The sequence below is a fragment of the Caballeronia sp. LZ065 genome, from assembly GCF_031450975.1.
In the GTDB taxonomy this organism is placed as follows: Bacteria; Pseudomonadota; Gammaproteobacteria; order Burkholderiales; family Burkholderiaceae; genus Caballeronia.
In genome coordinates this window covers 1570185-1584141 of sequence record NZ_JARUXV010000001.1, presented here as the reverse complement: position 1 = coordinate 1584141, position 13957 = coordinate 1570185, and the positions used below count along the sequence as shown (strand labels likewise).

The window sequence follows — 13957 nt, the reverse complement described above, 5'->3', positions numbered from 1 at the left end:
CGAGCGACGCCGCCAGAAATTGTCAAAGTGGATCAGAAACGAATCAGACGAGCGAGGTCGTTGAACAGCGCAATCATCGAGAGCGCGACGATGCAAACCAGGCCCGCCCTTTGCAGAACCAGCTGCCAGCGATCGGATACGGCTTTGCCGGTGACAGCCTCAACGAAGTAATATAACAGATGCCCACCGTCCAATACCGGAATCGGTAACAAGTTCAACACTCCAAGGCTGATGCTGACGAGCGCCAGAAACGACAAAAACGCCGACACACCCAGCCTCGCGCTCTTGCCCGCATAGTCCGCGATGGTGACCGGTCCCGACAGATTCTTGAGCGACGCCTCGCCGACAATCATCCGCCCGAACATGCGCAGCGAGTACGCGCTGATGTCCCAGGTGCGGTTCACGCCCAGACGCAGGCTTTCGATGGGCCCGTAGCGCACCTTGACCGAAGGCAGCACATTGCCGAGCGCCGCGCCGATCCGGCCGATTTCCTTGCCGGTCGTCGCGTCGTGCTTGAGGTCCGGCGTGATCTGCACGGCATCAGGCTTGCCGTTGCGCTCGATGCCGAGCGTCACCGGCTTGCCGCCATGCGCCTTCACGTAATCGATGAAGCTGGTGGCGTTGTCGACCGTGCGGCCGTCGATGGTGCGCAGCGTGTCGCCGGCCTTGAGCCCGCTCTTCTGCGCCGCGCTGCCCGCTTCCACGGCCGCCACGGTCAGCGTGCCGCCGCCCGGCGTGAAGCCGAGCTTGTCCATGAAATCCTGATCGGCGTCGGCGTCGGTGATGCCCGTGACGCTCACCGGGAAGTCGAAGGTGCCGTCCTTCGTTTTCGCCGAGAGCACCACGCGGCGATGATCGAACGCGGCGTCGAGCAGCTTCCAGCGCAGGTCGGACCAGGAGCGGATCGTGTGAGTTTCGCCGCCCGAGGCATCGCGCATCGCGAGCACCGTCTCGCCGCCCTCGAAGCCCGCGCGCGCGGCGGCGGTGTCGGGCGCCGGTTGCGAAACGATGGCCGCGGGTTCGGTCACGCCGGCCGCGAACACCGCGGAGAACAGCGCGATGGCCAGCAGGAAGTTGGCGATCGGGCCCGCCGCGACGATCGCGATGCGCTTGACGACGCTCTGCCGGTTGAACGCGCGCGGCAGGTCTTCGGAGGGAATCTTCGTGCCGCTGTCGGGATCGACCTCGCGCTCGTCGAGCATCTTCACGTAGCCGCCCAGCGGCAGCGCGGCGATGGTCCATTCGACGCCGGTCTTCTTGCTGGTCCACTGCACCAGCGGCTTGCCGAAACCGACCGAGAAACGCAGCACCTTGACGCCGCACCATCGCGCGACGCTGTAGTGACCGAATTCGTGGACGACGACAAGCACGCCAATCGCGACGACGAAGGCGACGATTTCGGTCAGAAAGTTCATGACGGCCTCAATGGGCGATGGGTTCGGCGCCCGGCGCGCTCGCAGTGAGCGCTGCGACGAAACCGGAGGCGAGCCGGCGCGCGGTCTCATCGGCGGCGAGGACGTCGTCGAGCGACGCGGCGCTCGTGTTCGGCAGCGCGTTCAACACGCGCTCCACGACCTCGCCGATCGCCATGAAGCCGATGCGGCGCTCGAGGAACGCTTCCACGGCGATCTCGTTCGCCGCGTTGAGCGCGGCGCTGGCGATGCCGCCCGCCTCCAGTGCCTCGATAGCCAGCGCGAGACACGGGAAACGCTTGAAATCGGGCTTTTCGAACGTGAGCGTGGCGATCTGCGCCAGATCGAGCGGCATGACGCCCGAATCGACCCGGTCAGGATACGCCAGCGCGTGCGCGATCGGCGTGCGCATGTCCGGATTGCCAAGCTGCGCGAGCACCGAGCCGTCGGCGTAGGACACCATGGAATGGATCACGCTCTGCGGGTGAATCAGCACCTCGATGCGCGAGCCGGGCAGGTTGAACAGCCAGTGCGCCTCGATCACTTCGAGGCCCTTGTTCATCATCGTCGCCGAATCGACGGAAATCTTGCGGCCCATCGCCCAGTTCGGATGCTTGACGGCCTCTTCCGGCGTCACGTTGACGAGCGTCGCGGGCTCGCGCGTACGGAACGGACCGCCCGACGCCGTCAGGATGATCTTCGACACGCCGCCATGCAGCTTCGCTTCCTTGTCCGCGCAGGGCGGCAGGCACTGGAACACGGCGTTGTGCTCGCTGTCCACCGGCAACAGGATGGCGCCGTTGTCGCGCACGGCATCCATGAAGATCTGACCGGACATCACCAGCGCTTCCTTGTTGGCCAGCAGGATGCGCTTGCCGGCGCGCGCCGCCGCGAGCGTGGGCGCGAGGCCCGCCGCGCCGACGATCGCCGCGACCACGGTGTCGCACTGCGACGCGCGGGCCACTTCCACCAGCGCCTCGGGGCCGTGCGTGACCTCGGTCCTGCAGCCCTCGGCGCGCAAGGCGGACGCCACGCGCGCGGCCGTGTCGGCGTCGCCGACGACCGCTACTTCGGGCTGGAACCGGAGGCACTGCGCGATGAGCTTGTCGCCGTTGCGGTGCGCGGTGAGCGCGTGGACCGAGAAGCGGTCCGGGTGCCGCGCCACGACGTCGAGCGTGCTATCGCCGACCGAGCCCGTGGAGCCGAGCAATGTGAGACGTTTTTGCATGAATTCTTCTCTAGCCGATTAGCCGAGCATGAGCAATGCGATCGGCAGAACAGGCAACAATGCGTCGATGCGGTCGAGCACGCCGCCGTGACCTGGCAACAGGCCGCTCGAATCCTTGACGCCGGCCTGGCGCTTCAGGAGCGACTCGAACAGGTCGCCGATCACGCTGAACGCGACCAGCACGCTGAGCGCGACGAACGCGCGGTCCCAGCCGAGGCGCTCCGCGAAGGCCGTGAATACGGTGGGTGCGTAAAAACCGGTGGCGGAGGCGAGCGCGCCGATGACGATGACGGCCAGCCAGCCGCCGATGGCGCCTTCCCAGGTCTTGCCCGGGCTGATCGACGGGGCGAGCTTGTGCCGGCCGATGGCTTTGCCGGCGAAGTATGCGCCTATGTCAGCCAGCCAGACTACTAGCAGAAGCGATAGCACGAAGGCCACGCCGCGGAGTCGGGCATCGACGACGGCGTGCCAGCAGGCGATGAACACGACAATGCCGGCAAACAGCAGGAATGCGCGCCACGCGCCGGCGGCCAGCGCGGGCTTGCGGATCAGCGCGTAGGGCCCGGCGAGCACCCAGAAGATGGCCGCCATCTGATACAGCGGCTTGCCCGCCACGCCAAGCCAGGCGCTGAAAATGAGCGCGACACCCGCGACCAGCGCGTAGGCCACCGGCCCGGCGCCGTTCAGCTTGAGCAGACGCCCCCATTCCCACGCCGCGAACACCACGACGAACCCGATCAGCGCCGCGAACCCGCCGATCGGCGCGTACAGCGTGACCGGCACGAGAATGGCCAGCAGAACGATTGCCGTGATGACACGGGTCTTTAGCATGAAAGGGTGTCGGCCTTCTGCGATTGGGATTCGACCTGCGCGCTGGTGCGCCCGAAACGGCGCTCGCGGCCGCCATACGAGGCGATGGCGCGGTCGAGCGCGGCGGCGTCGAAATCGGGCCAGTAGGTATCGGTGAAGTGGAACTCGGTGTAGGCGAGCTGCCACAGCAGGAAGTTGCTGATGCGCTGCTCGCCGCCGGTGCGGATGAACAGGTCCGGCTCCGGCGCATACGCCATGGCGAGATGCTGGGCGAACGATTCGTCGTCCACGCGGGCGGGCACGCCGCTCTCCAGCGATTCGGCAATGAGCTTCTTGGTGGCCTGCATGATGTCCCAGCGCCCGCCGTAATTGGCGGCGATGGTCAGCGTGAGGCGGGTGTTGCGGGCCGTCTTGGTCTCGGCGCGCTGGATCAGCGCGCGGATACGGTCGTTGAACATCGACGTGTCGCCGACGACGCGCAGACGGATGCCGTTCGCGTGCAGCTTGCCGATCTCGCGCTCCAGCGCGGTCACGAAAAGACGCATCAGGAAGGAGACTTCGTCGGTCGGACGGCGCCAGTTCTCGGAACTGAACGCAAACAGCGTGACGAATTCGACGCCGCGCAGCGCGCAGCTTTCGACGGTCGCGCGGACCGCATCGACGCCGCGCGTGTGACCGGCGACGCGCGGCAGGCGCCGCTCGGTCGCCCAACGGCCGTTGCCGTCCATGATGATCGCGACGTGACGCGGTACGGCTGCGACATCGGGCACGGTAACGGTAGAGCTGGTATAGGTCATGGCCGCTGAATCTTGAAATCTGAAGGAGTGAGAGCCGGCCTCAATGTAAGGCGCCGAGGCCGGCGGAACCGTTCCTGCAGCCTCACACCGTCATGATTTCCGCTTCTTTGGTCTGCACGAGCTTGTCGATTTCAGCGACGAACTTGTCCGTGAACTTCTGGACTTCGTCGCTGGCGCGGCGCTCGTCGTCTTCGGAGATTTCCTTGTCCTTCACGAGCTTCTTGAGCTGGTCGTTCGCGTCGCGGCGCAGGTTGCGCACCGCAACCTTGGCGGTTTCGCCTTCGCTCTTGACGACCTTCGTCAGCTCGCGGCGGCGTTCTTCGGTCAGCGCGGGCATCGGCACGCGGATCAGGTCGCCCTGCGTCGCCGGATTCAGCCCGAGATCCGATTCGCGGATCGCCTTCTCGACCACCGGCACCATCTTCTTTTCCCAAGGCTGAACGCCGATGGTGCGGGCATCGACGAGCGTCATGTTCGCGACTTGCGAGATGGGCACGTTCGAGCCGTAGTAGTCGACCTGGATATGGTCGAGCAGGCCAGTATGGGCACGGCCCGTACGGATCTTCGCGAGATCGGCCTTGAATGCCTCGATCGACCGTTGCATCTTCTGGTCGACGCCCTTTTTGATGTCAGCCACACTCATTTGAACCTCCAAACCTGAGTTTTACCTGCAATAGCGGCGCCTGGCGCGCAGGGACTGAGCCACCGCGCGCCGCGCCCGATATTGCGAGAGTTTACACGTGGACGAGCGTCCCTTCGTCGTCGCCCTGCACGATGCGCTTGAGGGCGCCGGGCTTCGTGATCGAGAACACGCGGATCGGCAGCTTCTGGTCGCGGCACAGCGCGAAGGCGGTTGCGTCCATCACCTGCAAATTCTTGCCGATGGCTTCGTCGAAGCTGATCGTGCTGTAGCGCGTTGCGTGCGGATCCTTCTTCGGGTCGGCGGAGTATACGCCATCGACCTTGGTGGCTTTCAGCACCACTTCGGCGCCGACTTCCGAACCGCGCAGCGCCGCTGCCGTGTCCGTCGTGAAGAACGGATTGCCCGTGCCGGCCGCGAAGATCACCACCCGGCCTTCTTCGAGCTGGCGGATGGCGCGCGGACGGATGTACGGCTCGACCACCTGGTCCATGCGCAGCGCGGACTGCACGCGCGCCTCGATGCCGGCGTGGCGCATGGCGTCCTGCAGCGCCAGTGCGTTCATCATGGTCGCGAGCATGCCCATGTAGTCGGCCGTGGCGCGGTCCATGCCGGCGGCGCCGCCCGCGACGCCGCGGAAGATGTTGCCGCCGCCAATGACCACCGCCAGCTGGGTCCCGATCCGCACTACTTCCGCGATGTCCGCCACCGTCCTTTCGATTGTTGCCCGATTGATGCCGAAGGCATCGTCGCCCATCAGGGCTTCGCCGGAGAGTTTGAGGAGTACGCGTTTGTAGGCTGTGGGCATATGAGGTTCCGATCGCGCCGAGGAGGGTTGCAACAACGTAGAACTGTAGGGGTGAAACAATATTTACTGCAAGCGGGACGGATCGGGCCGCGGGCGCGGAAAACAAGGGTTAACCCTGGTCTGCCGCGCCCGCTGCATGAGGCGAACCGGATCGCTGAATGCGGGCGGCGGTGCGCCCGCCGCCGGACCAGCCAGCGCGACGCACGGCCGCGCTATTTCAGCAGACGCTCCTTAGCAGCGCCTTGAAGCAATACCTTACGACTGCTTGGCTGCCGCGACCTGTGCCGCGACTTCCGCAGCGAAGTCGTCCTGGCGCTTCTCGATGCCCTCGCCCACCACGAACAGCGCGAACTTCTGCACCGACGCGTTGCCGGCCTTCAGCATCTGCTCGATGGTCTGCTTGTCGTTCTTCACGAACGGCTGGTTCAGCAGCGAGACTTCCTTCAGGTACTTCTGCACCGAACCGTCGACCATCTTCGCGACGATTTCAGCCGGCTTGCCCGATTCCGCGGCCTTCTGCTCGGCGATGCTGCGTTCCTTGGCGATCAGGTCGGCCGGCACTTCGTCCGACGACAGCGAGACCGGCTTCATTGCAGCGACGTGCATGGCGACGTCCTTGCCCACTTGCTCGTCGGCGCCCGTGAAGTCGACCAGCACGCCGATACGCGTGCCATGCAGGTACGAAGCAATCTTGTTGGCGGATTCAAAACGCACGAAACGGCGGATCGACAGGTTTTCGCCGATCTTGCCGACCAGCGCGAGGCGCACGGCGTCGACCGTCGAGCTTTCGAGCGGCAGCGCCGACAGCGCGGCCACGTCGGCCGGGTTGTTGCGGGCAACCAGTTCGGCGATGGTCTTGCCGAAGGCCAGGAAATCGTCGTTCTTCGCGACGAAGTCGGTTTCGCAGTTCAGCTCGACCAGTGCGCCGACATTGCCGTCCACGAACGCCGAGACAATGCCTTCAGCCGTCACGCGCGATGCCGCCTTGCTCGCCTTGTTGCCGAGCTTCACGCGCAGCAGCTCTTCAGCGCGCGCCATGTCGCCGTCGGCTTCCGTCAGCGCCTTCTTGCATTCCATCATGGGCGCGTCGGTCTTCGCGCGCAGTTCTGCCACCATGCTTGCGGTAATTGCCGCCATCATTCGCTCCTTGAGTCTGTTTGATACGTGCCGCGGGCCTTACGGCTCGCCCACGACAGGAAAATAGGGATGTCCAGCGCTTCGGCTAAAAAAAAGGGGCCTTTCGCAAAGCCCCCTTTTTTGTCGGCCACAGGGCTCGATTACGCCTGTTCGTTGACCTCGACGAACTCGTCGCCTTCGCCACCGCGCACAGCCTGGACCACGTCGTTGACCGCGTTCGCGCGGCCTTCGAGGATCGCGTCGGCCACGCCTTCGGCGTACAGCGCCACGGCCTTCGACGCGTCGTCGTTACCCGGGATCACGTAGTCGATGCCTTCCGGCGAGTGGTTCGTGTCGACCACGGCGATGACCGGAATGCCGAGCTTCTTGGCTTCGGTCACGGCAATCTTGTGGTAGCCGACGTCGATGACGAACATGGCGTCAGGAATGCCGCCCATGTCCTTCACGCCACCGATCGACTTTTGCAGCTTGGCCATTTCGCGTTCGAACAGAAGGGCTTCCTTCTTGCTCATGCGCTCGGTTTCACCCGATTCCAGCGCCGCTTCCATGTCCTTCAGGCGCTTGATCGACACTTTCAGGGTCTTGAAGTTGGTCATCATGCCGCCGAGCCAGCGCGCATTGACGAACGGCATGCCGGCGCGTGCTGCTTCCTGGGCGATGGTGTCGCGCGACTGGCGCTTCGTGCCGACGAAAAGGATCGTGCCGCGGTTGGCTGCCAACTGACGCACGTACTTCAGCGCGTCGTTGTACAGCGGCAGGGTCTTTTCGAGGTTGATGATGTGAATCTTGTTGCGATGACCGAAGATGAAAGGGGCCATCTTCGGGTTCCAGAAGCGGGTTTGGTGACCGAAGTGGACACCGGCTTCCAGCATTTGACGCATCGTGACTGCCATGAAATTCTCCGCGAGGGTTGGGTCTTAAGCCGGCTGCCGCATCCTGCGCCCGGTTTGGCGAACATTCGCCTGGCGGACGCCGGACACCCTGGGTGCGCCGGCTTGCGATTCGACTTGATGATTACTTGATGACTTCCAAGCCTTGGTCGTTGGACTACCACGGAGATTGTCCCGGCGAACCGTGACGACACTGTGGATGTAGATCAAGACTTAGCCCGTGAGTATAGCATGTGAGGATTATTCGGCTCAAGCCGCCTGTCAGGCGCAAAGTCAGGTGCCGAAGCCATGGCGGCGCGCCCCCGACGCCTTGCCGCCGCCCCATCTGTCCCAAAGTATCAGGGTGCGGCACATTTCCTAAGGTGCGATAATGCCGCGTTGGCGGCTCACTGCCGCCTGGATTGCTTAATAACGTTCCTTCAGAACGCGTAAGACATCCGCGAACGCCAGCCATTACTCGCATACCTCACGCACACTCGCGTCCTTTCGAGCCAAGTCATGTCCATTACGCTGAAAAACGACCACGATATCGCGCAGATGCGCGTCGCCTGCCGGCTCGCCAGCGAAGTGCTCGACTTCATCACGCCGCACATCGCGCCCGGCGTGACGACCGAGGAACTCGACCGCCTGTGCCACGAGTACATGCTGAAGGAGCAAGGCACCGTTCCCGCGCCGCTCAACTATCAGCCGCCCGGCTACCCGCCCTACCCGAAGGCCACCTGCATCTCCGTCAACGACGTGATCTGTCATGGCATTCCGGGCGAAAAGGTGCTCAAGAACGGCGATGCGCTCAATATTGACATCACGGTCATCAAGAACGGCTACTTCGGCGACACGAGCCGGATGTTCATCGTCGGCGAGGGCTCGATCCTCGCGAAACGCCTCGTCCAGACGACCTTCGACTGCATGTGGCTCGGCATCGACCAGGTACGCCCCGGCGCGCATCTCGGCGACATCGGCGCAGCGATTCAGAAGCACGCCGAGTCGCAAGGCTATAGTGTCGTGCGCGAATACTGCGGCCACGGCATCGGCCAGGTCTTCCACGAAGAGCCGCAAGTGCTGCATTACGGCCGTCCCGGCACGGGCATCGAACTCCAGGCGGGCATGATTTTCACCGTCGAGCCGATGATCAACGCCGGCCGCCGCGAAATCCGCACGATGCCCGACCAGTGGACCGTCAAGACGCGCGACCGCAGCCTGTCCGCGCAATGGGAGCACACCGTGCTCGTGACGCCCACCGGTTATGACGTGCTGACCGTTTCGGCGGGCACGCAGGCGCCGTCGCAACTGATCGCGGCCACCGCCTGAACGCGTTCCACTCTCTCCGGCGCGCGCCGCAACCGCGCGGCGCCGCCCCCTCTCCCGCCCGCCGATCCGAGCCATGAGCGTCATCGCCGTCGCCACGCCCTGTGAAACCCTGCGCGCCGCCTACAAGGCCGCGAAGGCCGTACTCGTCGAGCGCTTCCAGACGACCTCGAACGTCGAGCCGCTGATGCACGCGCTCGCGCGCGCCACCGACGACGCCCTCAAGGGCGCCTGGCACGCCTGCGCAATGCCCGAAAACGCGGCGCTCGTCGCGGTGGGCGGCTATGGACGCGGCGAGCTCGCGCCGTTTTCCGACGTCGATATTCTGGTCCTGCTGCCGGACAGCACCTCCGACACTGACACCGAACTCAACGGCCGGATCGAACGTTTCATTGGCATGGCGTGGGATCTGGGGCTCGACATCGGCAGCAGCGTGCGTTCGGTCGAGCAGTGCATCGCGGAGGCCGCCAACGACATCACCGTGCAGACCTCGCTGCTCGAGGCACGGCGCATCTGCGGCAACACGCGCCTGTATCAGCGCTTCTCGGAGCGCTATCACGAGACACTCGATCCGCGCGCGTTCTTCCAGGCGAAGGTGCTCGAAATGCGCCAGCGTCATGCGAAGTTCCAGGACACGCCGTACAGCCTCGAACCGAACATCAAGGAAAGCCCTGGCGGCCTGCGCGACCTGCAACTGATCCTGTGGATCGCGCGCGCGGCGGGCTTCGGCAGCAACTGGCGCGAACTTGACACGCGCGGCCTCATCACCGAGCGCGAAGCGCGCGAACTGCGCCGCAACGAAGGTTTCCTGAAGGCGCTGCGGGCACGGCTGCACGTGATCGCGAAACGCCGCCAGGACATCCTGGTCTTCGATCTGCAAACGCCGCTCGCCGAGAGTTTCGGTTTCGAGGCGACCGCCGCCAAGCGCGCGAGCGAGCAGTTGATGCGCCGCTATTACTGGGCCGCGAAAGCCGTGACGCAACTGGCGACGATCCTGATCCAGAACGTCGAGGCGCAGCTGTTTCCGTCGACGAGCGGCATCACGCGGGTGCTCAACAGCCGCTTCGTCGAGAAACAGGGCATGCTGGAAATCGCCCGCGACGATGTCTTCGAGCACGAACCGCACGCCATTCTCGAAGCCTTCCTGCTGTACGAGCAGACGCGCGGCGTGAAGGGCTTTTCGGCGCGCACGCTGCGGGCGATCTACAACGCCCGCGACCTGATGGACCGCGCATGGCGCCGCGACCCGGACAACCGCCGGCTGTTCATGGAGATCCTGAAGCAGCCCGAAGGCATCACGCACGCGTTCCGCCTGATGAACCAGACCAGCGTGCTGGGGCGTTATCTGATCAACTTCCGGCGCATCGTCGGACAGATGCAGCATGACCTGTATCACGTCTATACCGTCGACCAGCACATCCTGATGGTGCTGCGCAATCTGCGCCGCTTCGCGATCGCGGAACACGCGCACGAGTATCCGTTCTGCAGTCAGCTGATGGGCAACTTCGAGCGCCCGTGGGTGCTGTATGTCGCGGCGCTGTTCCACGACATCGCCAAGGGGCGCGGCGGCGATCATTCGACGCTCGGCATGGCCGACGCCCGCCGCTTCTGCCGCGAACACGAGCTCGGCCAGGAAGACACGGACCTCGTTGTGTGGCTCGTGCAGCAGCATTTGACCATGAGCCAGGTCGCGCAGAAACAGGACACGAGCGATCCCGAGGTCATCAAGCAGTTCGCCTCGGTCGTGCGCACCGAGCGGCGCCTGACGGCGCTCTATCTGCTGACCGTCGCCGATATTCGCGGCACCAGCCCGAAAGTCTGGAACAACTGGAAGGGCAAGCTGCTCGAGGATCTGTTCCGCGCCACGCAAGCCGTGCTCGGCGGCGCCGAGCCGGATGCGCACTCGGAACTGAAGTCGCGCCAGGAAGCGGCGCTCGCGCTGCTGCGGCTCGAAACCGTCCCGGAAGGCGCGCAGAAGCGGCTGTGGGATCAGCTCGACGTCGGCTATTTCCTGCGCCACGATCCCGCCGATATCGCCTGGCAGACGCGTGTGCTCTACCGGCACGTCGAAAGCGACCGGCCCATCGTGCGCGCCCGGCCCTCGCCGATCGGCGCGGCGTTGCAGGTGCTCGTGTATGTACAGGATCGGCCGGATCTGTTCGCCGGCATCTGCGGGTATTTCGACCGCAATGGCCTGTCCGTGCTCGATGCCCGCATCACGACGACGCGCCATGGCTACGCGCTCGATAACTTCCTGGTCGCGCATCCCGAGCATGACGGCAGTTATCGCGACATCGCGAATCTCGTCGAGCAGCAACTGAGCACGCTGCTGACCGACGAGCGCATTCTTCCGGAACCGTCGAAGGGCCGCGTCTCGCGGCTCGTGCGGACGTTTCCGATCACGCCGCGCGTGGACCTGCGTCCCGACGACCGCGGCCAGTACTACATCCTGTCCGTGTCCGCCAACGACCGGCAGGGCCTTCTTTATTCGATCGCGCGGGTGCTCGCGCAACACCGGATCGGCGTGCAGGCGGCGCGGATCAATACGCTCGGCGAACGCGTCGAGGACGTGTTCCTGATCGACGGCAAGAGCCTGTCGAACAACCGCACCCAGATCCAGGTCGAAACCGAACTGCTGCGCGCGATCGCAGCCTGAGACTTTATGCGCGTCAAACTGACAGCCAAACATCCGCGTCCGACTTCGTCGACGCGTTCGCCGGTCCGGACCGGCACCTCCACCGGGCGCAAGCCTGCGCGGCCCGCTGCGCCGGACGAAGCGCGGCCGGCACGTGGCGAACGTGCTGCGAGCGGCGATGAGCGTCGTCCGTTCAAGCCGCGTGGCGACGATTCGCGTCCACCGTTTGGTGATCGTGACCGTGGTCCGCGCAAGTCGTTCGAAGGTCGGCCGCCCGCGCGTGGCGAGCGTGCTGCGGGCGGTGACGAGCGTCGCCCATTCAAGCCACGTGGCGACGATTCGCGTCCGCCGTTTGGTGATCGCGACCGTGGTCCGCGCAAGTCGTTCGAAGGTCGGCCGCCTGCGCGTGGCGAGCGTTCTGACGGCGGTGACGAGCGTCGTCCATTCAAGCCGCGTGGCGACGATTCGCGTCCGCCGTTTGGTGACCGTGACCGTGGTCCGCGCAAGTCGTTCGAAGGTCGGCCGCCCGCGCGTGGCGAGCGTTCTGACGGCGGTGACGAGCGCCGCCCGTTCAAGCCGCGTGGCGATGATTCGCGTCCGCCGTTTGGTGATCGCGACCGTGGTCCGCGCAAGTCGTTCGAAGGTCGGCCGCCTGCGCGTGGCGAGCGTGCTGCGGGCGGTGACGAGCGCCGCCCGTTCAAGCCGCGTGGCGACGATTCGCGTCCGCCGTTTGGTGATCGTGACCGTGGCCCGCGCAAGTCGTTCGAAGGTCGGCCGCCCGCGCGTGGCGAGCGTTCTGAGGGCGGTGACGAGCGTCGCCCGTTCAAGCCGCGTGGCGACGATTCGCGTCCGCCGTTTGGCGATCGTGACCGTGGTCCGCGCAAGTCGTTCGAAGGCCGCCCGCCTGCGCGTGGCGAGCGTTCTGAGGGCGGTGACGAGCGTCGCCCGTTCAAGCCGCGTGGCGACGATTCGCGTCCGCCGTTTGGTGATCGTGACCGTGGTCCGCGCAAGTCGTTCGAAGGCCGCCCGCCCGCGCGTGGCGAGCGTTCTGACGGCGGTGACGAGCGCCGCCCGTTCAAGCCGCGTGGCGATGATTCGCGTCCGCCGTTTGGTGATCGTGACCGTGGTCCGCGCAAGTCGTTCGAAGGTCGGCCGCCCGCGCGTGGTGACGACACACGTCCGTCGTTCGGCGACCGCGAGCGCGGTCCGCGCAAGTCCTTCGAAGGTCGCCCGACCGCACGCGGCGAGCGTCCTTCAAGCGGTGACGAGCGTCGCCCGTTCAAGCCGCGTGGCGACGACACGCGCCCGTCTTTTGGCGACCGCGAACGCACCCCGCGCAAATCATTCGGTGACGACGCGCGCTCCGGCCCAGCTCCTCGCAAGCACGCGGAAAGCCGCGGACCCGCGCGCGCAAGCCACGCCGACACGCGCCAGCCGTCCGCCTCCGAATCCGCACCGAAGCCCCGCGATCACGACCACCACGACGGCCTCGTGCGTCTCTCGAAAGTCATGTCGGAACTCGGTCTCTGCTCGCGCCGCGAAGCCGACGAGTGGATCGAGAAAGGCTGGGTGCTCGTCGATGGCGAAGTGATCGACACCCTCGGCACGCGCATCCGTCCGACGCAGGAAATCGATGTGCTGCCCGCCGCGCGTTCGGCGCAATCGCAACTGGTGACCATCCTGCTGCACAAGCCGGTCGGCTATGTGTCGGGTCAGGCGGAAGACGGCTACGAGCCGGCCGTCACGCTGATCAACCCGGCCAACCGCTGGGAAGAAGATCGCGCCGGGATCCGCTTTGTACCGAGTCACCTGCGCACGCTCGCGCCGGCCGGACGGCTCGACATCGACTCCACCGGCCTGCTTGTGCTGACGCAGGACGGCCGCATCGCGAAGCAACTGATCGGCGGTCATTCGGAAGTCGACAAGGAATACCTGGTGCGGGTGCGCCTGGGAGACCACACCGTCGACGTCGACCAGCATCTGCCCGCCGAACAGCTCGCGCTGCTGCGCCACGGCCTCGAACTCGACGGCGTGCCGCTCAAGACCGCCCAGGTCAGCTGGCAAAACGGCGAGCAACTGCGCTTCGTGCTGCGCGAAGGCAAGAAGCGGCAGATTCGCCGCATGTGCGAGCTCGTGGGGCTGGAAGTCGTCGGGCTGAAGCGCATCCGCATGGGCGGCGTCGTGCTCGGAGACCTGCCGCCGGGACAGTGGCGTTATCTCGGACCCAACGAGTCCTTCTAAGCGCCACCCGCATCGGGACACGTCTGGCGCGTCGCATACACGCCACTTTTACCC

General features: G+C 65.4%; 11 protein-coding genes. 3 read left to right on the top strand and 8 right to left on the bottom strand.

Annotated elements, in window-relative coordinates:
* Positions 1-32: 32 nt before the first annotated feature.
* From rseP to rpsB, 8 genes are all read right to left on the bottom strand, one after another.
* Positions 33-1415 carry an RIP metalloprotease RseP gene (gene rseP / locus QCE63_RS07250; RefSeq protein WP_309831927.1) on the bottom strand — a complete coding sequence of 461 codons (1383 nt, stop codon included), beginning with the start codon at positions 1413-1415 and terminating at the stop codon, positions 33-35.
* 7 nt (positions 1416-1422) lie between these two features.
* Entirely contained in the window at positions 1423-2640 is a 1218-nt protein-coding gene (locus tag QCE63_RS07245; protein ID WP_309831925.1) for a 1-deoxy-D-xylulose-5-phosphate reductoisomerase, read from the bottom strand.
* Positions 2641-2658: 18 nt separating this feature from the next.
* Positions 2659-3471 (bottom strand): phosphatidate cytidylyltransferase, encoded by an 813-nt coding sequence (locus tag QCE63_RS07240; protein ID WP_309831923.1) that lies wholly within the window; start codon positions 3469-3471, stop codon positions 2659-2661.
* On the bottom strand, positions 3465-4247 hold the full coding sequence (gene uppS, locus QCE63_RS07235; RefSeq protein WP_309808076.1) for a polyprenyl diphosphate synthase: 783 nt from the start codon (positions 4245-4247) through the stop codon (positions 3465-3467). The genes QCE63_RS07240 and uppS overlap by 7 nt, the downstream gene beginning before the upstream one ends.
* An 82-nt stretch (positions 4248-4329) precedes the next feature.
* Positions 4330-4890 carry a ribosome recycling factor gene (gene frr, locus QCE63_RS07230; RefSeq protein ID WP_309808075.1) on the bottom strand — a complete coding sequence of 187 codons (561 nt, stop codon included), beginning with the start codon at positions 4888-4890 and terminating at the stop codon, positions 4330-4332.
* Positions 4891-4981: 91 nt separating this feature from the next.
* Positions 4982-5695 (bottom strand): UMP kinase, encoded by a 714-nt coding sequence (gene pyrH, locus QCE63_RS07225; protein WP_309831920.1) that lies wholly within the window; start codon positions 5693-5695, stop codon positions 4982-4984.
* A gap of 255 nt (positions 5696-5950) precedes the next feature.
* A complete protein-coding gene (gene tsf / locus QCE63_RS07220) occupies positions 5951-6832 on the bottom strand; it encodes a translation elongation factor Ts (RefSeq protein ID WP_309831918.1) in 882 nt (293 codons plus the stop codon).
* 140 nt (positions 6833-6972) lie between these two features.
* The gene (rpsB, locus tag QCE63_RS07215; protein ID WP_309831916.1) at positions 6973-7725 is read right to left on the bottom strand and encodes a 30S ribosomal protein S2; all 753 of its coding nucleotides are present in this window, start codon (positions 7723-7725) and stop codon (positions 6973-6975) included.
* 495 nt (positions 7726-8220) lie between these two features.
* On the opposite strand from rpsB, the gene map reads away from it, so the two are divergent.
* From map to QCE63_RS36815, 3 genes are all read left to right on the top strand, one after another.
* A complete protein-coding gene (gene map, locus QCE63_RS07210; RefSeq protein ID WP_309831914.1) occupies positions 8221-9030 on the top strand; it encodes a type I methionyl aminopeptidase in 810 nt (269 codons plus the stop codon).
* 73 nt (positions 9031-9103) lie between these two features.
* Complete coding sequence (locus tag QCE63_RS07205; RefSeq protein ID WP_309831912.1) at positions 9104-11683, top strand: [protein-PII] uridylyltransferase; 2580 nt, start codon at positions 9104-9106, stop codon at positions 11681-11683.
* A 6-nt stretch (positions 11684-11689) separates the two neighbouring features.
* A complete protein-coding gene (locus QCE63_RS36815) occupies positions 11690-13903 on the top strand; it encodes a pseudouridine synthase (protein WP_404990087.1) in 2214 nt (737 codons plus the stop codon).
* Positions 13904-13957: the final 54 nt, after the last annotated feature.